The 18,965-nt window shown below is 68.2% G+C and carries 13 protein-coding genes and 5 pseudogenes; 12 read left to right on the forward strand and 6 right to left on the reverse strand.

Annotation, left to right across the window (positions count from 1 at the left end; all coding sequences use genetic code 11):
- Positions 1-240: 240 nt before the first annotated feature.
- A complete protein-coding gene (locus tag ACZ5NH_RS42275) occupies positions 241-834 on the reverse strand; it encodes a TetR/AcrR family transcriptional regulator (RefSeq protein ID WP_468783403.1) in 594 nt (197 codons plus the stop codon).
- Positions 835-1,076: 242 nt separating this feature from the next.
- Here ACZ5NH_RS42275 and ACZ5NH_RS42280 point away from each other — a divergent pair, with 242 nt between their 5' ends.
- Positions 1,077-2,222: an FAD-dependent oxidoreductase gene (locus ACZ5NH_RS42280; protein ID WP_468783405.1), complete on the forward strand. Its 1,146-nt coding sequence runs from the start codon at positions 1,077-1,079 to the stop codon at positions 2,220-2,222.
- 53 nt (positions 2,223-2,275) lie between these two features.
- Here the strand turns inward: ACZ5NH_RS42280 and ACZ5NH_RS42285 are convergent.
- Positions 2,276-2,932: pseudogene (locus tag ACZ5NH_RS42285) on the reverse strand (transposase family protein); the annotation flags it as partial.
- Between the two features lie 48 nt (positions 2,933-2,980).
- Here ACZ5NH_RS42285 and ACZ5NH_RS42290 point away from each other — a divergent pair.
- Positions 2,981-3,214 (forward strand): annotated as a pseudogene (locus tag ACZ5NH_RS42290) (recombinase family protein); the annotation flags it as partial.
- 570 nt (positions 3,215-3,784) lie between these two features.
- Here the strand turns inward: ACZ5NH_RS42290 and ACZ5NH_RS42295 are convergent.
- Positions 3,785-4,462 carry a GAP family protein gene (locus tag ACZ5NH_RS42295; RefSeq protein WP_468783407.1) on the reverse strand — a complete coding sequence of 226 codons (678 nt, stop codon included), beginning with the start codon at positions 4,460-4,462 and terminating at the stop codon, positions 3,785-3,787.
- A 541-nt stretch (positions 4,463-5,003) separates the two neighbouring features.
- Between ACZ5NH_RS42295 and ACZ5NH_RS42300 the strand changes: the two genes are divergently transcribed.
- From ACZ5NH_RS42300 to ACZ5NH_RS42310, 3 genes are all read left to right on the forward strand, one after another.
- Entirely contained in the window at positions 5,004-5,591 is a 588-nt protein-coding gene (locus ACZ5NH_RS42300) for a hypothetical protein (RefSeq protein ID WP_468783409.1), read from the forward strand.
- Between the two features lie 108 nt (positions 5,592-5,699).
- Positions 5,700-7,052 carry a Dyp-type peroxidase gene (locus ACZ5NH_RS42305; protein ID WP_468783411.1) on the forward strand — a complete coding sequence of 451 codons (1,353 nt, stop codon included), beginning with the start codon at positions 5,700-5,702 and terminating at the stop codon, positions 7,050-7,052.
- Positions 7,053-7,109: 57 nt separating this feature from the next.
- Positions 7,110-8,240 carry a catalase family protein gene (locus ACZ5NH_RS42310; RefSeq protein ID WP_468783413.1) on the forward strand — a complete coding sequence of 377 codons (1,131 nt, stop codon included), beginning with the start codon at positions 7,110-7,112 and terminating at the stop codon, positions 8,238-8,240.
- A 230-nt stretch (positions 8,241-8,470) separates the two neighbouring features.
- Here the strand turns inward: ACZ5NH_RS42310 and ACZ5NH_RS42315 are convergent, their stop codons facing one another.
- Complete coding sequence (locus ACZ5NH_RS42315) at positions 8,471-9,013, reverse strand: hypothetical protein (protein ID WP_468783415.1); 543 nt, start codon at positions 9,011-9,013, stop codon at positions 8,471-8,473.
- Between the two features lie 506 nt (positions 9,014-9,519).
- Positions 9,520-10,091 (reverse strand): annotated as a pseudogene (locus ACZ5NH_RS42320) (transposase family protein).
- A gap of 30 nt (positions 10,092-10,121) precedes the next feature.
- Between ACZ5NH_RS42320 and ACZ5NH_RS42325 the strand changes: the two are divergent.
- From ACZ5NH_RS42325 to ACZ5NH_RS42345, 5 genes and pseudogenes are all read left to right on the forward strand, one after another.
- On the forward strand, positions 10,122-10,700 hold the full coding sequence (locus ACZ5NH_RS42325; RefSeq protein ID WP_468783417.1) for a phosphatase PAP2 family protein: 579 nt from the start codon (positions 10,122-10,124) through the stop codon (positions 10,698-10,700).
- Positions 10,701-10,758: 58 nt separating this feature from the next.
- Positions 10,759-11,674, forward strand: a pseudogene (locus ACZ5NH_RS42330) (IS982 family transposase).
- 244 nt (positions 11,675-11,918) lie between these two features.
- On the forward strand, positions 11,919-12,611 hold the full coding sequence (locus tag ACZ5NH_RS42335; protein WP_468783419.1) for a hypothetical protein: 693 nt from the start codon (positions 11,919-11,921) through the stop codon (positions 12,609-12,611).
- Positions 12,612-12,755: 144 nt separating this feature from the next.
- A pseudogene (locus ACZ5NH_RS42340) lies at positions 12,756-13,550 on the forward strand (transcriptional regulator); the annotation flags it as partial.
- Between the two features lie 194 nt (positions 13,551-13,744).
- Entirely contained in the window at positions 13,745-14,350 is a 606-nt protein-coding gene (locus ACZ5NH_RS42345; protein ID WP_468783421.1) for a TetR/AcrR family transcriptional regulator, read from the forward strand.
- 88 nt (positions 14,351-14,438) lie between these two features.
- Here the strand turns inward: ACZ5NH_RS42345 and ACZ5NH_RS42350 are convergent, their stop codons facing one another.
- The gene (locus ACZ5NH_RS42350; RefSeq protein WP_468783423.1) at positions 14,439-15,752 is read right to left on the reverse strand and encodes an MFS transporter; all 1,314 of its coding nucleotides are present in this window, start codon (positions 15,750-15,752) and stop codon (positions 14,439-14,441) included.
- A 382-nt stretch (positions 15,753-16,134) separates the two neighbouring features.
- On the opposite strand from ACZ5NH_RS42350, the gene ACZ5NH_RS42355 reads away from it, so the two are divergent.
- Both ACZ5NH_RS42355 and ACZ5NH_RS42360 read left to right on the forward strand, forming a co-directional pair.
- On the forward strand, positions 16,135-17,058 hold the full coding sequence (locus ACZ5NH_RS42355) for a TauD/TfdA dioxygenase family protein (protein WP_468783425.1): 924 nt from the start codon (positions 16,135-16,137) through the stop codon (positions 17,056-17,058).
- A 186-nt stretch (positions 17,059-17,244) separates the two neighbouring features.
- The gene (locus tag ACZ5NH_RS42360; RefSeq protein ID WP_468783427.1) at positions 17,245-18,951 is read left to right on the forward strand and encodes an aldehyde dehydrogenase family protein; all 1,707 of its coding nucleotides are present in this window, start codon (positions 17,245-17,247) and stop codon (positions 18,949-18,951) included.
- Positions 18,952-18,965: the final 14 nt, after the last annotated feature.

The raw sequence follows: 18,965 nt of genomic DNA on the forward strand, positions 1-18,965 counted from the left end.
GGCTGCCAGCGCGGTCCGTTGCCCATCCAACCCGCTCATGCCTGACCAACGAACCACCAAGCAGAAAGCCACGAGTTAAAGATCTGCACGCCCTAAGGACTGGGATCAGAATGAGGTGCTTGCCGTTTGGGAATGACGGGATGTCAGGTCTCGTTGCCAGGCAGGGGGTGAGTGCGACCGATACGCGTAGTGGGGCAAGCCGAGGCTTGTCGAGGACGGGCTCAGGAAACGGTCCAGGTGCTACGGCGCGGGCGGCTTGCTTGGCGGCTCCCAGCCGTGGGTGAGGATGTCGAAGATTGCCTCGATGGCGGCCCGGCGGTCCCGCCGGCCGCGAGCGAGCACCGGGATCTCGAGTACGAATCGGGCAATAGCTACACACGCGAGGTTGTCGTGCTCCACGCCGAACTCGTCGGCGATGACTGCGCTGAGGCTGTCGGTGTACCGGGTCCACATGCGTTCGGCGTAGGCGCGCAGCACCGGCGTTGAGTTCACCAGGTTGGTGAACTCGGCCGCCTGAGGATGTGCCTCGATCGACGGCCAGGTGTCCAGGACGTGCTGTCGGAGGGCATCGAGGATGCTCTGATCGGAGGGTCGCTGCCGCACCGCGGCGATCAGCTGTGACTCTCGGTCTTCGTCCTGGTCGAATACCAGCGCTTCCTTGCCGCTGAAGTGCTTGAACACCGTAGCGGTCGACACGTCGGCGGCGTCGGCGATGTCACGGATGCTCACCTGATCGTAGCCGCGCTCCAGGAAGAGTTGCAGTGCGGCGTCGGCGATCGCTTGCCGGGTGGCCGCCTTCTTGCGGTCGCGGCGGCTGGCAGAGGGCACGGTCATGACTACAGCGTACTAGATAGTCGAATCAGTCACTAAGTAGAGTCGTTGCACTTTTCTACTCGCTCTGATTCTATGGATATGCACGAGCACCTGAGCGGCACATCCTCGTCGGCCTGGTCATCGTCTGCACCGTGCCGACCTGTTCACCTGAGAGGCCCTCTGCGGGTCACATGCCGGTGCCGGTGCTGAGGTCGACAACGCCCGGCCTGCCCGCCTCTCTTCGCCGACTGAAAGGGACAACCATGAACTCCCCAGAACCTGCCCGGGCACGCATCAGCATCATCGGTGCCGGCCCCGGCGGACTGACCTGCGCCCGCATCCTCCAGCAGCGCGGCATAGCGGTCACCGTCTACGACCGCGACCGGGGCCCCGACGCGCGCAACCAGGGCGGCACCCTCGACCTGCACGCGGACAACGGTCAGCTCGCCCTGCGCGAAGCCGGTCTGCTCGACGAGTTCTTCAAGCTCGCCCGCCCCGAAGGGCAGGAAATGCGCCAGATGGACCCGACCGGCACGATCACGTCCCATGAAGTCCCGGCGCCCGACGAACTCTTCAAGCCGGAAATCGACCGTGGCCAGCTGCGCAACCTATTGCTCGACTCCCTGCACCCGGGAACCGTGCACTGGGGCCGCGCCCTCGACACGATCAGCGGACCTGACGACGGGCCGCGGCAATTGCACTTCACCGACGGCACGACCACCCAGACCGATCTGGTCATCGGCGCCGACGGCGCCTCCTCCCGGGTACGCCCGGCCGTGTCCCCCGCCGTCCCCGAGTACACCGGGGTGAGCTTCCTGGAAGCATGGTTCTCAGACGTCGAGAACCGGCACCCGGACCTGGCCGAGCTGGTCGGCCAGGGCAGCGCCCACGCAGCCGACGGCGAGCGCGGCCTGTTCGCCCAGCGCAACAGCGGAAACCACATCCGCGTCTACATCATCCAACGCGTCCCGGTCGACTGGATCAACACGAGCGGCCTGACAGTCGAGGACACCGACGGCATCCGCTCCCTGCTCCTGCGCGAGTACGCCCACTGGTCGCCCCGCATCCGCCGGATGATCACCGAAAACGACGGCCCTTACGTCAACCGCCCGATCTTCGCCCTCCCGGTCCCGCACACCTGGGAACACAACCCGACGGTGACCCTGCTCGGAGATGCCGCCCACCTCATGCCCCCGCTCGGCGTCGGCGTCAACCTCGCCATGCTCGACGCCAGCGAAATCGCCCTCGCTCTCATGAACGCCGCCACCGTCGCCGACGCGATCCGCACCTACGAGAAGACCATGCTCCCCCGCTCCACCGAGACGGCCAAGGCCCTCGAAGGCGGCGCCAAACACCTGCTGTCCACCGACGTACCCGACTTCGGCAGCAACAACGACGCCCAGTACTAACGAGTTGGTGCGTGATAGCGGGTGAGGCGTGGTCGGCCTGCTCTCGGCCGTTTTCAGGTCATGACAGTGCGGTCGGAGACGAGGCCGGCGATGGCTCGGTAGGTGTCGGGCAGGCGATCGCGACGGTGGGTCCAGCGCATGAGTTGTTTCCAGCGTTTGTGGTCGGCGAGGGCGTGCTCGACGGTGATGCGGTCGGATGAGTGGCTGTGCCGATCGCGTTCCCACTGTTCGACCCTGCTGGGCAGTGCACCGGGGCGGGGCTTTCTGGGCGGGGTGAGTGCTTGGCCGGGATGGTCACGGCTCAGGCCCAGGTAGCCGTCGTCGAGCAGCACTTCCACCAGGTCGAAGTGCTGGAAGCAGCCGCTGATGCCAGCGGCGCGAACTGCGGTCGCATCGTGCATTCGCCCCGGCCGCAGGCCATCGGCCCACAGGGTGCGGCCCTGGTGGTCAGCGATGACAGTGGCTTTCATCGTGTTCTGCTTCTTCTTGCCCGACACGAATGCCCGCCTGCCGCCCCGGCCGGCGGCCGGCCGTCGCACCTGCACCTCGGTGGCGTCCAACCTCAGCTCGACACCCTCGGCCTGGGCGTAGGCGAACACGTCCTCCAGCGTTCGAAGCCGCAGGCCTGGCCTGTCGGGAACAACAAAACCCCGCTCCGCCAGTAACCGACGCATCTCACCGACGGCCCGGGTGACAGTCGAGCGGTCGACGTTGAACTGAGCTACAGCGCCATCGCCGCCCAGCTCACCCGGGAAGGCATCCCCTGCCCCTCCGCCCACGACGCCACCCGCAATCCGCACCGCAAGAAGACCGCATGGCAGCAGGGCGCCGTGCGCGCCATCCTCCTCAACCCCCGCTACACCGGCCACGAGGTCTGGAACAAGCAGCGTAAGGAAGAACGCCTCCTCGACGTCGACGACGTCACCCTCGGCCACCGCACCCACATGACTCACAACCCGCCTGATGAGTGGATCCACTCCATTGAGCCCGCCCACGAAGCGATCATCAGCCCCGCTCTTTTCGATGCCGTCCGCACCGTGCGCGCACAGCGCGCCCGCAACCAGGGGCTGCAGGAGCGCGCCGGGAAGCGGGGCGGGCGCCCGTACGCTCTGCGCGGTCGGGTCCGGTGCAGCCTGTGCGGGCGCAAGATGCAGCCCGCCACCATCCGCAGCTGCGTCTACTACCGCTGCGAGTTCAAAGAGGAAGAAGTCGCCCTCTATCCCGACCTGACGCACCCGCGCACCGTCTACCTGCGGGAAGACATCGTGTGCCAGGCGCTGGATCAGTGGATCGCCCGGGCCTTCGCCCCGAACCGGCTCTGCGTCACCATCGAAGCGCTCACCCCCGCGAGCGCCGCAGCGAGCACCGCACAGTCCCAGACCCCCGAGCAGGCTCAGGCACGCCAGGCGATCAAGGAGTGCGAGCGGCGGCTCGCCCGCTACCAGGCAGCCCTCGACGCCGGGGCCGACCCCGCCGTCGTCACCCAGTGGATCAACAAGGCCCAGCGAGACAAGGACGCGGCGCAAAAGGAGCTCGAACACCACCACGACCGGCCGAGCCTGTCAGGAGGTGAGGATGGAGATGCCGTCTCCGAGCAATTTCAGGCCGAGGACGAAGAACAGGACGGCCATCACGGCGACGTTGTGCTGAGCAGCCCACTTCTTCCAGTTGCCGAGCGTGGTCTTGGCTCGCTCTCCCCCGAGAAGAAAGACTGCCAACGGGGCCAGCAGGCCGAGGGTGGCGATCAGGACGAAGATTGCAAGCGATGCGATTTGCTGCCCGACCGGCAGTCCCGCTGAGCCGATCGCGGCGCCCGCGGCGATGGTCAGCGGGGCGTTCTTGGCGTTCAGCGCGGCCAAGGCCAGTCCGAGTGCGAAGACCTTGACCGGTGTGAGGCGGTCGATCGCGCCCATCCACTTCGGCAGCCGGGCTTGCGAGGGATCCTTTGGGCGCCGGTGCCACTGCCGGGCGCCGAAGAGGACGAGGAACACGCCCAGAGCGAGCTTCAGGGCTCCCACCCAGGTGGCCGGGTGTTTGTGGGCGGAGGCACCTGCGGGGGAAGCGATCACCAGCATGACCGCGCCCAGTACCGAGAGTCCCAGGATCCAGCCGACGGTGAAGAGGACTCCGTTGAGGCGTCCCCGGGGCGTGGCGAGTATGAGGATGACGGCGATGATCGGGAGCGGGCTGACCGCGACGGCCGCCGCGAAACCCAGCACGTCACCGAGGACTGCGCCCATCGTTGCCTCCGGATGGCGATCCAGTGGACTGGGCTTGGCGGGAAGCGGGTGATCCGACCGTCTGTACGGTGCAACGGGTTGTTCTGTGATCGGCTGCGCCGCTGTCTTCACGGCTGTGCGGAAGTGGCTGCCCGGCATGGCGACGGCGGCACGCCCCACCGCTTCCATCTTCCTGCGCCTGGCCGGATCTGTCCTCGGGAGCTTCTCGGGACGCGATGGCCCCGGGCCTGGCCTGCCGCGCCCGCTCTGATGCCGTCCCGGAACCGACCGGCAAGCCGGCACGCGAGGCTGCTTTTCCTTCTCAGCACCGTGACGGAAACGCTGCACGGAACGTAATCGCCCCTGGTGGGGGAGCATGGAGTGATCAAAATGGGCACGCCAGCGCCGAAGCTTTCCGGGAACCGTCCCGGGTGACCGCATCGGCCAGCACTGAGGATGCGAGGCAGCGGATCCGCGGTGAGCATTGACGTGTGAGGGCGATGGCGCCTCATGTTTGGTGCTTGGCGACCCTCGCACCGATCCGTGACAGGAGAGCTTTGCGATGACTGCGACAGGTGCAACCCCGCCAGCTCACCCTGAACACCCGGGCAGGACGGATGGGGTCTCCAACGAGTTCACCGTTTTCACCGAGATCAAGCAGGGCGAGGCCGATGCATTGCGCGAGGATCTCACCTGGCTCGCCGACGCGGCGAATGACGAGAATGTCCATGCGGCGCTGCGCCAGATCGGCACGCTGCATGACGCACGGCACGTCATTTTCGACAACGACACCAGGTTCATGTTCGCCAGCGTCTTCGACGGCTCCTGGGACACCTACATCGACGACTTCGCCAAGACGGTGGTCGGGGAACGCTTCGACAAGGTCTTCTCGCACAGCGAAGGGTTCCCCGGCATCAAAGATCCAGGGGTCAAGGACTGGTTCCTCGCCCACCAGGAGCCCGCAGGGGTCTTCGTCAGCGCCTACCCCGATTTGACCGTTCAGCAGATCTACAAGGACCAGCGCGTGGACGAAGCGTTCCAGGAGGTGCTCGACACCCCCCAGTTCCGGGAGGCGCTGGAGAACCCGGCCAACGCGGAGCTGGTGGCCACGCCCGCCTTCCAGAAGCTGTTGGAGGAAGCCTCGGCCTAGCGCCCGGACCTCCAGAGCCGACCCACCGCCGGTGGACCGCGTCGGCCAGTGGGAGTCGGCCATTGCGGGGTTGCCCGGACAGAGACCAATGTGGAGGCACAAGCGATCATGAACACGGCGGACAGCAGCAGCGCGGCCGGTGTGCGTGTCGAGATCGACGACGTCCAGAGCGGGGCCCTGCGTCCACGGCCCGTGCCCTATCAGGGAAAGTACCTCTTCCTGCGCGTCGATGACCGCCACGCCGGGCGCGCTCTGCTGCGGCGGCTGCTTCCGCTGACCGCGGCCGGCCTGCCCGAGGTGGACCCGAGCCGGGATGCCTGGGTGGCCGTGGCGTTCACCTACCAAGGACTGAAGGCCTTGGGGGTGTCCCAGGAGTCGCTGGACAGCTTTCCGCAGGCCTTTCGTGAGGGCATGGCCGCTCGGGCGGAGCTGATCGGCGACGTGGGCGAGAGTGCGCCGGCCCACTGGGAGGCACCGTTCGGAACGGGCGATGTCCACATCGCGTTGAGCGCCCTCTCCTCCGATGCGGCGCAGCTGGACGAGAAGCTGGAGCGGGCCCGTGCCGCCTACGAGGACACTCCCGGTGTCCAGGTGATCTGGCAGCAGGAGGTCCGCCAGCTCCCGACCGGGCGCACCACCTTCGGATTCCGTGACGGCATCAGCCATCCGAACATCGAGGGTGTCGGACTGCCCGGCTCCAACCCGCAGGAAGCCCCCATCAAGGCCGGCGAGTTCATCCTCGGATACCCGGATGAAACCGGCAATCTGCTGCCCATGCCCACACCCGACGTGCTGGGACGCAACGGCACCTACGCAGCCGTTCGCAAGGCCCACACCGACGTCGCGGCCTGGCGCCGTTTCCTGCGCGCGAACAGCTCAAGCGCCGAGGAGGAGGCGCTCCTGGCGGCGAAGATGGTCGGGCGCTGGCCCAGCGGGGCGCCGCTGGCGCTGACGCCGGAGCACGACGATCCGGAGCTGGCGGCCGATCCACACCGCGTCAACAACTTCCTGTACCGGGAGAACGACGACCGGGGGTACCGGTGCCCCGCCGGTGCGCACATCCGGCGCACCAACCCCCGCGATTCCACCATCATCGGCGACGCACGGATGCACCGCCTCATCCGCCGCGGCACCACCTACGGCCCGCCGCTGCCCGAGGGCGTCCTGGAGGACGACGGCGCCGACCGCGGCCTGGTCGGAGTCTTCCTCGGAGCGCACCTGGAACGGCAGTTCGAGTTCATCAAGGCCCAATGGATCAACGACGGCAACTTCATCGGCTACCCCGGCGAGAAGGACCCGGTAGCCGGGCACCACGGCGGAACCGGCACCGTCACCATCCCGGAGAAGCCGGTCCGGCGTCGCCTGCAGCACCTGCCCAGCTTCGTGGTCACCCGAGGCGGCGAGTACTGCTTCGTGCCGGGTCTGCGCGCCTTGCGCTGGCTCGCCGAGCTTGAGGGCTGAGGGAAATTCCAAGCCCCTGAGGCGCGATCACGGTCTCCGAGAGGAGAGGTCGGAGTCATGGCAGCACAGTTCGTCCGCTACACACCGGATGTCGAGGTCGATGACCCGGACTTCGACCGCAACGTGCAGACGGTGATCGAGAAGACCGAGAGCTACATCGCCGAGTCGGTCGAGGCCGGCGGCACCGGACGGGCCCTCCGCGATGCGCACGCCAAGGGCTACGGGCTGGTCCGAGGGGAAGTGGAGATCCTGACCGGGCTACCCCCCGAGTACGCCCAAGGGATCTACGCGACCCCGGGAACCCACGATGCGCTCATCCGCTTCTCCAACGGCTCGCCCCATGCCGGAGCCGACGCGCGTCTTGGCGCCGCCACCGGTCTGGCGCTGAAGATGTTCGACATCCCCGGCCCGACCCTGCTGGAAGACGAACCGGACACGGGCACCTTCGACTACGCCAACATCAATGGACCGATCTTCTTCTGCAACACGGTCGAGCACTACCTGTTCATCCAGGAACTGTTCCTGAACGCGCCGGCCTACTTCTCCCAGGGCCGACCCGGCGCACATCGCTTCTACACCGATTTCGTAACCGGAAAGGGAACCCTGGACCAGGACTACTGGGCGTGGGACGAGTTCCTGGCCTTCCTCCGCCTGGCAAAGACCCCTCCGGTAAACGTACTGCTGTCGAGCTACTGGACCATGGGCGCGGTCCGGCACGGGGACTACATCGCCAAGGTGCGCATCACCCCCGACCCTTCCGCCGCCGCCGCGGTGGTCCGGCGCACCATCGACCCGACCTCGGCGGCGGAGGTCTTCCGACCGGCCCTGCAGGCCGAACTGCAGGAGCGGCCCTACGCCTTCGACATCCAGGTCCAGCTCTGCACCGACCTGGAGCGCATGCCGGTGGAGGACACCACCGTGGAATGGCCCGAACAGCTCTCCCCGTCCGTCACCGTCGCCAAGCTGCGGCTGCCACAGCAGGACATCTCCAGCCCGGAGAACCTGGAGAAGATGGACTCGCTGTCCTTCACACCCTGGCGGGTCACCGCCGAACACGCCCCCCTGGGCAACATCATGCGCGCCCGCAAAGAGGTCTACCGGCACTCCTCCATCGCGCGCCACAAACTCAACCAACAGCCGCGCACAGAGCCGCGCAGCGCCGACGAAGTACTTGGCCCCGCCCAGTGAGGCCGAGTGATGTCGGCAAGAGACCCCGATCACAATCAGGTCGAAGCCGCCTCCGTAAGTGGTTTGGCGGTCCGGAAGAGTGGGGTGTGGCTCCAGACTTGGAAAGCGTGTTGTCCGGGTGAGGGGGGCTGCGGTCCTGCAACATAGTTCCGGGGTAGCTGACGGGAACCTGTGTGCCCACCTCCCTCGACCGCGGACCTCATGAAGGTGCTTGTAACAGATCCTGTAGATCACCCGCAGCGGTCAGGATCCCGATCGTCGGTGCCGCTCGCCGGGTCTGGTGCGCGACGGCAAGGCACAAGGTGGTGCCGAGAGCAGCCATGGGTGTGGGCCATCTCGCGAAGAGCCTCGTCCAGGGCCAATTCCAGAAGCCCAGGCGGGGTGAGAGCACCGCTTCCGTCCGGCGGGATGAGCCAGTGCAGCGTCCCCCACCGGCAGTGCGGGGCGGGGGCCGCGATCCAGCCGCCCTTCGAGACGTATCTCAGGTTGTGACCGGCCCACAAGGCGGTGGGGTCGGCCGGCAGCAGGAATCCCACGCGGCGGCCTCGACCGTCGTGCAGAATCGGCCCCCATTCGGTCACCGAAATGGTGTCGAGTAACTCGGCGGTGTACAGGCCGAGGCGCTCAGGAACAGTCAGGACATCCCACATGCGCCCGGTGGCCAGGAGGTGGACCCCGGTCACCCCGTGCATCCAGTCCTCGCGACATGCGCGCGGGTCTTTTGCCGCGGCGGCCAGCCACTCCAACGCTCTCTGCCACTGTGACAGTGTCATTGCCAACTCCCATCTCAGGCGGACGACGGACGAGTTGACCCGGCTGCAGGGAGCAACTCGGCACCTCGGTGCCCCGCACTGTCGGGAACCGCTCGCAAGATGGGCACCCTGAGACAGGCTGCGCCCTTCTCCTCGTGCATCCCGACCGCGGATGAGCGAGTCGTAGTCCACCGCAATGCCCGCCGCGCTGCCATGCCTCGGATCCGCCGTCGCCGGATAGAGCGAGCGCAGGCGCGCTCAGAGCGAGCATCAGACAGGAACGCGCCCCCTTGGCGTCGCATCATCACCCTGTCTCCTCCGCCACCGGCCAGGACCTCGGAGCACCACGGAAGAGAACGTAGTTGGGGTGAAGCCGCGCCACAGCCGCGTGGCGTGCTCGTCGTTGCGCCTGACACCAACGGCTGACACCAACAGCGGCGAACATGACCGGACGACCGCGGCCCCGGCGGTCGATAGGCCGTTGCCGGCTGCGACCCCTCTGGCCCTAGATGATCAATTCCAAGGGGTCAGTGATCGTACGAAGTCAGCGAACGGGGAGCGTCTTGTCCGGTGTGGTCGTTGTGCCGGACCGCGGCGGTCAGCGCGAGTATTCGCTGCATGATGCGGGCGATGACACCGCGGGGGTGTGCGCCCTCGGTGCTGTTCGAGGTCGAGGTGACCCTTGAAAGTCTCGTTGATCGACTCGATTCGATGACCTGCCGCAACGGCTTGAACAGAGATCTGCCCGGCCGTTGCCGTTTGCCCTTGCGAGTCGGCCGTAGCAACTGGACTACGTCGTCGTTCCGCACCGAGGTGCTGGTGGGCAGGATCTGGGCGACCCGGCGGAGCAGCTTGGCGGACTTTCGCAGCCGCTTGTTGTAGCCGGGTTGCTGCGGCAGGTACGGGAAGAGGTGCCGCAGGTGGGCCGCGGCATACCGGAGCCACCTGGCCTCGGAGGTGACACCGAGCATGGCCTGCATCATCGCAAGAGTGACCAGCTCGGCGTCCGTGAGCTGCGGCGCGATCCCTACGGCTGGCCGCCATGGCGCCAAGTCCGACGCTCCTTCAGCAGATTATCGGTCGTCGCATAGAGTGCCATCGCGAGGTGATCACCCGAGAGGATGGCGGCATGACAGCGGTGTTCGCTCCCGTTACTGCGACGGACCGGCATGTCCTGCGGTGGCTCGTCGCGCACCGGAGTGCCGACTGGACCACCCTGGCGAAGGGGTTGATGAACCTCGGACTCAGTGTTGTCTTCCTGGGCCTCACGCTCCTGGCCGCGCTGCTCGTGGTGGTGGTCGTGCGCGCCGCCCGGCCGGTGATCGCGGCGGCGGGCGCCGCGGCGCTGTTCTCGGTGGTGGCCTCGCTCCTGCTGAAGCAGCTCATCGCCCGACCGCGGCCGGACGCCGGCCTGGCTCTGGTGCAGGCGGGCGGGTACTCCATGCCGTCCACCGACGCCGCCCTGGTGGCCGGGCTCACCGTCGCTGCCCTTCTCGCGGTGCGGTGGTCGAGCCGGGGCCGACGACGGGCGGCGGCCGCCGCCGTGATCGCGGCGAACCTGGTGACCGGCCTGGCACTGGTGTACCTCGGTGTGCACTGGACGACCGACGTGCTTGCCGGGTGGGCGCTGGGCGGCGCGACGGGCGCAGTCGTCGGCACCCTCATACCCCGTCGTGCGCCGCACCCCGTCCAGCACGTGACGTCCTAGATGATCGATTTCAAGGGATCGGCTGCGCGCATGCGATGAGGGAGCCCAAAGTGCGGTTGTGACGCCAGACTTGGACTCCCTCGCCACCGCACTTTACGTGAAGACCGACGACCTGCTGAAGGACTCACCGCATCTCGCTCCATGGCGGCCGGCCGTGGGGATCGCCCCACGACTCACCGATGCCGAGATGGTCACGCTCGCGACGATGCAGGCCATGCTCGGCTTCACCTCCGAGGCGAAGTGGCTTCGCCACACCCGCGCTCACCTGCGGCACCTCTTCCCTTATCTGCCAAAACAGCCCGGCTACAACAAGCGCCTGCGCAAGGCCGCCGAGCTGCTTCGCCGGGTCACCCGGCTTCTGGCCACCGACATCAGCGTGTGGAGCGACGACGTGTGGATCGTCGACTCCACGCCGGTCGAATGCGGAACGCTCCCGCGAGACCGTCAAACGTTCCGACCTGGCCGGATGGGCCGAGTACGGCTACTGCGCCAGCCACAGCCGGTTCTTCTGGGGCCTGCGACTTCACCTGGTGTGCACCCTTCAGGGTCTGCCGATCGCTTTCGCCCTGACCGGGGCCAAGGCCGACGAACGCGAAACGCTGCTGGACCTGCTCGCCGCCGAACCGGAACTGGTGGCTGCCCGGTCCGGGCAGACGCTGATCGGCGACAAGAACTACTTCGGCCGCGACTTCGAGCACCAGTTGGCCGAACTGAATGTCCGGCTGCTGCGACCGGCCCGCAAAGGCGAGTCGGGGCGGGCCGGGGCACCACTGTTCAAGCCGCTGAGGCAAGTCATCGAATCGGTGAACGAGAGCTTCAAAGGACAGCTCAACCTGGAACAGCACCGTAGCCGTACACCAGCCGGCGTCATCGCCCGCGTCATGCAGCGAATACTCGCGCTGACTGCAGCGATCTGGCACAACGACCACACCGGACAGCCAGTCCTGCGTTCACTGACCACCTATGATCACTGACCCCTTGGAATTGATCATCTAGAGGGGACCGTGATCGACTTGATAGGGATGATGACAAACCTCAAAGCCTTGGCCTCGAATGGGCGCCGTCCTACCCGAATGCCTGGTGATGTGCTCCGCGTGTCACAGGACGCCGACACGGAGGCCCATCCTCACAATGAGGTGATAGCGCTCGAAAGGACACGACCGTGGCCGGTCCGGACTGCACCAGCCTCGCCCACCCGAACCCGGGCGGCAGCCGAGCATGACCGGACAGCACCCCTCCGATGCGAGCAATCTGCACGAGCCACAGCAGGCGGCGCACGGCGAGGCCCGCTGGCCGATGGCCGGAGCCGTCATCGCCGCCGCGGTACTGACTCTGCTGCTGCCCGACGACCTACGCCTGGGACCCCGCTGGGCGCTCCCCCTTGTCGAAGGACTGCTCCTGGTGGCGCTGATCGCGGGCGATCCCGTTCGAATCAGCCGCCGCTCGGCTGCCATGCGTATGGTATCGATCGCCCTGGTCAGTGTGCTGGCGTGCGGCGCCATCTGGTCGACCCTCCAGTTGATCGACGACCTCATGCACGGTGGTAGAGAGACCAACTCCGCCGATGCTCTCCTGCAAGCCGGCGGCAGCGTGTGGGCCTCCACCGTCCTCGCGTTCTCCCTGCTGTACTTCGAGCTCGACAGCGGCGGAGCCGCCGCCCGGGCCCACCACATGCCGCCCACCCCCGCTCTCGCCTTTCCCCAGCACCTCAGCCCCGAACTGAACGCTACTCACTGGCGCCCCCGCTACATCGACTACCTCTACCTCGGATTCACCAACGCCACCGCCTTCAGCCCCACCGACGTCATGCCACTGGCCCCTTGGGCCAAGATCGTCATGACTGTCCAGTCCGTCGTCTCCCTGCTCATCCTCGGACTCGTCGTCGCCCGAGCCGTCAACGTCCTCGTCTGACGACCCGCAGCGGCAAATCACCGCACGGCGAACCGCTACGCCTCGACCGCGAAGCCCGGAAGACCATGGCCGATGGGATCACGAGCGTTTGGACAATGAGGGACGACATCGTTGGTCGGCGCGGTCCGCCGATGATGCACCCACCCATCACGCCGCAGTGTCCTGGGGGGCCGGCCTGTTCTCCGTAGCCCTCACCATTCCCGGTTGGCCCGACGTCATTGGGCGGGCAGAAGCGGTCCAATCCGGCCGCGTGAGCCGTATCGGCATGAACGAAGTGGAGATGGTCATCACCATGACCGAGCGTGTCTCGGAACTGGACGACCAGTTCGGAGGTCGCCACGCGCGCCCCATGGCCGCCACGTTCATGGTGAACACCGTGGCTTCCTACCTGGGCGCCGAGGCGCCTCGGGACGTGCGGAAAGCGATGCTGTCCGCGGCTTCGGACCTGCTGTACCTGACCGGCTACATGGCCGTGGACGAGGGGCTGCACGGTCTTGCACAGCGCTACTACGTCAAGGCACTGGAGCTGCCGGGCGCGTCCGAGGACCACCTGACGCGACTGCCGCAGCCTCCCCCAGGGCCGGGCCCCGAATGCGGGCCTTCCTCGCAGGCCGGCCAAAAAAGCCAGTTCGCTACCTACTCCGCGACGTCCCCGGCGCCGTCGCGGCGATGCAGGAGTCGGACAAAGTGCGCTTCAGCGTCTATCGCCGCGCCCGCGTCCGGCACCGCGTCACCCTGGCTGAGCGCCAACTGGAAATCGGCCACCTGGCAGCGGCCTGCACCACCTGGCACCAGGCACCAGGCACCAGGCACCAGGCACTCGACGACTACGCCATGGTCCAGTCCGGTCGCGCCGACGACCGGATCAAAACCATGTTCTTGGTCCGCTGGCGGTGGTCGCTCCACCGCTCACGGAGGCCTGTGCGGGGCCCCGGCTGAGGGCACTGGTCGGATTCCTGGTCGCAGGGGCGCAGGCGTGTATCGGCTGGCACTTCGGCGTGCTGTTCAACCCGATGGCCCTTCCAGCCTCCCTGCGAGGCAGGGAGGCCGCACCCGTCCCAGGACGTGCTCCCAGGTGCGGCCGTACCACCACCCCGGCAATACCTGCTCCAGGAGCCTCGTATTCTCGGAGCATGGTCGGGGCACGGACACAGAAGGCCGAACGCGGACCGGGGCGGCCACGGCAGGAGCGGGTCACGGGCGACACCCTCGAGGCGGTGATCGAGCTGGTGACCGAGCAGGGCGTGAAAGCTGTGACGATGGATGCCGTCGCCGCACGTGCCGGGGTGAGCAAGCCCGCCATCTACCGGCGCTGGCCGTCCAAGCAGGCCTTGATCATCGCGGCGGCCGAGTCACGCATCGGCCCGCTGTCGGTGCCGGACCTGGGTGACATCCGGGCCGAGCTGCGCGAGGTGCTGACCGCGCGCTTGGAGGCGTACAGGCTGCCGGGTACGGCGCGGCTGCTGACGGAACTCATGGCGTCGGCCGCTGAGGCGGGCCGGGACAGCGGAGAGTACGCGGACTACACCGAACGGATGATGGCCGAGACGCGCCGCATCCTCCAGCGGGGCATCGCCCGCGGCGAGGTGCGGCCCGACGTCGACATCCGGTCGGCCGCCACGCTGGTGGCGGCGCCGCTGGTGTACCGACTGGTGGCGGAGCGTGAACTGCCCAACGAGCACTTCGTGGAGGACCTGGTGGATCTGGTCGTCCGGGCGGTCGGTCACCCGGGAACCTGAGAACCGCGGGCCCGTGGTGGCGGCCTGCGTGCGGACCGTTCCGCCCGTTGTCCAGGAAGAACGGTGCAGCGGAGCAGTACGACGATGGTCAGGGGGCCAGGCGCCGAGCGTCGCGGGCCGGGTCGATCAGTGTCACGGCGGCCGTACCGCCCAGCACGAGTAGTACGGCGGCGAGGAGCACGGCATGCTGGTAACCGGCCCTGCCCTGGGCATCGACCAGGTATCCCGTCAGGGTGGGGGCGATCAGGCCGCCCGTGGTGACCACGGCGTTCATCAGGCCGAGGGCGCCGCCCCGTCGGCGGGCCGGGACTATTTCGGCGACCGTGGTCACCGCGATCGTCGACATCGCCCCGCACAGGCCGAAGCCGACGAGCAGGAGCAGCACGGTGACCGGCCCGCGTGCGGCCTGCGACAGGGCGCCGCAGCCGAGTGCGGAGACGAGCAGGGTGATGCCCCCGACGCGGCCACGGGCCCACCGGCTGCTCACTCCACGTCGTAGCAGTCGTCCGGTCACTCCTGCCTGCACCAGCAGCGCCATGCCGTTGACCGCCCAGATCGCGGCGACCAGGCCGGCGGCGGCGGCGGCGGAGTAGCCCAGGCCGTCGTGCAGGTAGGAGGGCACCCACACCAGTGACAGGGCGATCATCCAGTAGGTGCTGAAGTAGCCGATCGTGGCACCGATCCAGGTCCTGGTGGTCAGGATGCGACGGTACGAGGGGGCGTGCGAGCTCTCCTCGCCGCCACTGCTGGCGCACGCGCCGACGCTACGGGATTCAGCTTGTGATACCCGGTCCTTGCCGAAAACGGCCCAGGCCGCGGCCCACACCACGCCGGCGACGGCGACTGCGGCGAAGGCGGAGCGCCAGCCGTGGTGCTGGATCAGCCAGGTCAGCCCCGGTGCGGCAAGCACCACGCCGAGGGCGATGCCCACGCTGAGCAGAGCGCCGGGAAGGTTGCGGCGGCGGTCCGGGAACCATGCCAGGGCGCTGTGCTGGGCCACCGGGAAGGCGGGCCCCTCCGCGGCACCCAGCACGATCCGCGAGGCGACCAGCGCGACCAGCCCCCCGCCGAGGGCCATCGGCATCTGGGCGATCGACCAGAGCAGTGCCATCCCCAGCAGCAGCCACCGTGGCCGCACCCGGTCCGCCAGCAGCCCGCCGGTGGCGCCGCAGAGCGAGAAGAGCAGGAAGAACGCGCTGTTGGCCAGCCCGAAGCCGGTCGCCGACAGGCCGAGGTCATGGCGTATCGGGTCGGCCGCCAGCCCGAGGACGGACTTGTCGGCGAAGTTGACCATCATGAAGACCACCAGCAACCCGGTGACGGTCCAGGCCTGCCGTCGGTGGCTGCGGCTCGTCGGGACGGGCTCGGTGAGCGTGACGGGGGTGAGATCGGTGTTGGGCACGGGGGCTCCGCGAAGGTAGCTGTTCTCGGGCAGGCGTGGTCGGCGTGCAGCGCTGGGGAGAGGACGCCGGCGGATCGGGGCGCGTCGGCATGCGCCGATCGCAACGGCGAGTAAATCGTTACGTGAAGTATCGATACGCTGGGGCCTGACGACAAGGCCTGTTCGCTGCGAATACGGGGTCGCGGCCCGGCGGTGGCGGCGCGTGCCTGGTGGAGTGTCCAGCGAACGGGTGGTCGTGACCCGTGCGACGCCATGGGTGTGTGTCCCGGCTGCGGCTCCCGGGTGGCGTGACGAAACGGTCATGGTGGAACCCCTTGCGGCCGCCCATCTTAATATCGATACTGCGCGTAACGATTTTTTGGATGCGACCGTGGAGGACCGCATGGAGACCACCGGAGCCGACAAGAACCCCCTGCTGGACAAGCCGCTGATCCACTTCGGCCGGCGTGTGCTGGAGCGGACCGTGCCCGGTACGGCGCCGGCCGAGTACCGGCTGCTGCGGATCGCGCCGATGACGCCGCACATCGGCGCGGAGATCGGCGGTGTGGACCTGTCCGGGCCGATCGGCGAGGAGCTCGCGGAGGAGCTGCGGCAGGCGCTGCTGGAATGGAAGGTGATCTTCTTCCGTGACCAGCACGACGTCGACGTCGACGCCCACCTGGCCCTGGCCGCGGTGTGGGGCGAGCCGGAGCCGAACCCGTTCTTCCCCAAGGGCGACACCGTCGGCGTCTCACGGCTGGCGAAGGACGAGATGGCCATCGGGCAGGAGAACATCTGGCACAGCGACCACTCGTTCATGGCCGCGCCCGCCCTGGGCTCGGTGCTCCGCTCGGTCGAGGTCCCGTCGGCCGGCGGTGACACCATGTGGGCCGACATGGGCGCCGCCTACGACAACCTCAGCGACGAGATGAAGCAGCGCATCGAGGGCCTCACCGCCGTACACGACTGGGAGCCCAGCTGGGGGACGTTCATGACCCCCCAGCAGATCGAGGCGCTGCGCGTGTTCCTGCCTCCGGTGGAGCACCCGATTGTCGTGCGGCACCCGCGCACCGGGCGCAAGGCCCTGTACGTCAACGAGCCGTTCACCACCCGCATCGTCGGACTGCCCGAGGCCGAGAGCCGGGAACTGCTCCACGAGCTGGGCCTGCAGGCGCGCATTCCCGAGCTCCAGGTGCGGTTCCGCTGGCAGCCCGACTCGATCGCGATCTGGGACAACATCGCCGTACAGCACTACGCCGTCAACGACTACTACCCCCAGCGCCGTGTGATGGAGCGCATCGCGATCGCCGGCGTCCCGCTGTCCTGAGCACCCGGCCCCTCGCCCGGCAGTCCCGGTGATCCGGACCGACCGTCTGCCTGCACACGGTGGCCGTGCCGCACGTCCGGCGGGACGGCCACCGTCACTCTGACCGCCCGAGGCTTCGGCTCTCGGAGCCGTAAGGCCTGCCAACCCCCTTTATCGCCCAGCTTGTTCGCCCCGCCAAGGAGTGACGTGAACAGCCCCGCCCTCGACACGACCGTCCTCGACTGCGCCCTGAAAGAGCTGCGTCACAATGCCCCGTCCTGGGCGACTGCGCCGCTCACCGAACGCATCGGCCCGCTGGAAAGGCTCATGCCCAGGATCCGCGACGGCGCGGCCGACCTGGCCGCGGCGGGCGCACGCGCCAAGGGATACGACCCCGGCTCGCCGTGGGCCGCGGAGGACTGGGCCGGCGGTCCATGGTCGCTGGCCCAGCAGGTCACCGCGCGGCTGCACGTGCTGCGACGCCTGGCCGCCGACCGCGAACCGCTGCACGCGGGCGCGGTGCACGAGCGAGGCGGCCGCGCCTGGGTGGACGTCTTCCCCGCCACCGGCTGGGACAGCCTGCTGCTCAACGGCTACTCGGCGCAGGTCCGGATGCAGGCCGGGATCACGTCCGAGCAGGTACGACAGGGCGCGGCCGCACGGTACCGGGGTGGTGTGCAGCGCCCCGGCGTGGCGCTGGTCCTGGGAGCCGGCAATGTCGCCTCGCTCACCGCGAGCGACATCCTGCACAAGCTCTACGCCGAGGGCCAGGTCGTCATCGCCAAGATGAACCCGGTCAACGCCTATCTCCGCCCGCACTTCGAGCGGATCTTCGCCGAGTTCACCGAGCGCGGCTGGCTGCGGTTCGTCGACGGCGGCCCCGCCGAAGGCGCCTACCTCACCACCCACGACGGCGTGGACTCCATCCACGTCACCGGCAGCGACCGCACCCACGACGCCATCGTCTGGGGCACCGACGAACACGCGGAGCGGCGTCGCCGCGAGGACACCCCGCTGACCGACAAGCCGCTCACGAGCGAGCTGGGCGGGGTCAGCCCGTGCATCGTGGTGCCCGGGCCGTGGAGCAGGTCGGACTTCCGCTTCCAGGCCGAGCACATCGTCACGAGCAAGATGAACAACTCCGGCCACAACTGCATCGCCAGCCAGGTGCTGGTGCTGCCCCGCTCCTGGCCGGGAACCGACCTGCTGCTGGAGGAGATCAGACGGGTGCTGCGCGCCCTGCCGGCGCGCACGGACTACTACCCCGGGGCCCATCAGCGGCTTCAGGCCGTCCTCGCGGCTCACCCGCAGGCCGAACGCCACGCCGGCGACGGCCGGATTCTGGTCCCGGACATCACCGACCGCGACGACATGCTGCTCACCGGCGAGGTCTTCGCCAGTGCGCTGGGGGTGGTACGCCTGCCCGGCGAGACCCCCGCGCACTTCCTCCGCCATGCCGTCGACTTCGCCAACTCCGTCCTTCCCGGCACCCTGGGCGCGACCCTGATCGTGCACCCCAGGACCGAGAGGACTCAGCCCGGTGCGGTGGAAGCGGCCCTGGACGAGCTGCGCTACGGCACCATCGGCGTCAACACCTGGTCCGGCGTCAACTTCCTCCTCGGGTACACCCCCTGGGGTGCCCATCCCGGCCACACCCGGCAGGCGATCGGCAGTGGCATTGGCTTCGTCAACAACGCCTTCATGCTCGAGGACATCGAGAAGACCGTGCTGCGCGCCCCTTTCGCTCCCGCTCCCCGCGGCCTGTTCACCGGCTGCCCCTCGCTGTCCCCCAAGCCTCCGTACTTCGTCACCAACCGCACCGGTCGCACCACCCTCGAGCGCATCACTCGCTTCACGACCGCGCCGAGCCCCGCCCAACTGCCCGCCGTCTTCGCCTCCGCCCTGCGCGGGTGACCAGGAGGAATCCC

Source organism: Streptomyces sp. NPDC031426 (assembly GCF_055581585.1).

Bases quoted from the DNA above. Each gene is read 5' to 3' on its own strand.
- ACZ5NH_RS42275 (WP_468783403.1), bottom strand. From the start codon at position 834: ATGACCGTGCCCTCTGCCAGCCGCCGCGACCGCAAGAAGGCGGCCACC.
- ACZ5NH_RS42280 (WP_468783405.1), top strand. From the start codon at position 1,077: ATGAACTCCCCAGAACCTGCCCGGGCACGCATCAGCATCATCGGTGCC.
- ACZ5NH_RS42295 (WP_468783407.1), bottom strand. From the start codon at position 4,462: ATGGGCGCAGTCCTCGGTGACGTGCTGGGTTTCGCGGCGGCCGTCGCG.
- ACZ5NH_RS42300 (WP_468783409.1), top strand. From the start codon at position 5,004: ATGACTGCGACAGGTGCAACCCCGCCAGCTCACCCTGAACACCCGGGC.
- ACZ5NH_RS42305 (WP_468783411.1), top strand. From the start codon at position 5,700: ATGAACACGGCGGACAGCAGCAGCGCGGCCGGTGTGCGTGTCGAGATC.
- ACZ5NH_RS42310 (WP_468783413.1), top strand. From the start codon at position 7,110: ATGGCAGCACAGTTCGTCCGCTACACACCGGATGTCGAGGTCGATGAC.
- ACZ5NH_RS42315 (WP_468783415.1), bottom strand. From the start codon at position 9,013: ATGACACTGTCACAGTGGCAGAGAGCGTTGGAGTGGCTGGCCGCCGCG.
- ACZ5NH_RS42325 (WP_468783417.1), top strand. From the start codon at position 10,122: ATGACAGCGGTGTTCGCTCCCGTTACTGCGACGGACCGGCATGTCCTG.
- ACZ5NH_RS42335 (WP_468783419.1), top strand. From the start codon at position 11,919: ATGACCGGACAGCACCCCTCCGATGCGAGCAATCTGCACGAGCCACAG.
- ACZ5NH_RS42345 (WP_468783421.1), top strand. From the start codon at position 13,745: ATGGTCGGGGCACGGACACAGAAGGCCGAACGCGGACCGGGGCGGCCA.
- ACZ5NH_RS42355 (WP_468783425.1), top strand. From the start codon at position 16,135: ATGGAGACCACCGGAGCCGACAAGAACCCCCTGCTGGACAAGCCGCTG.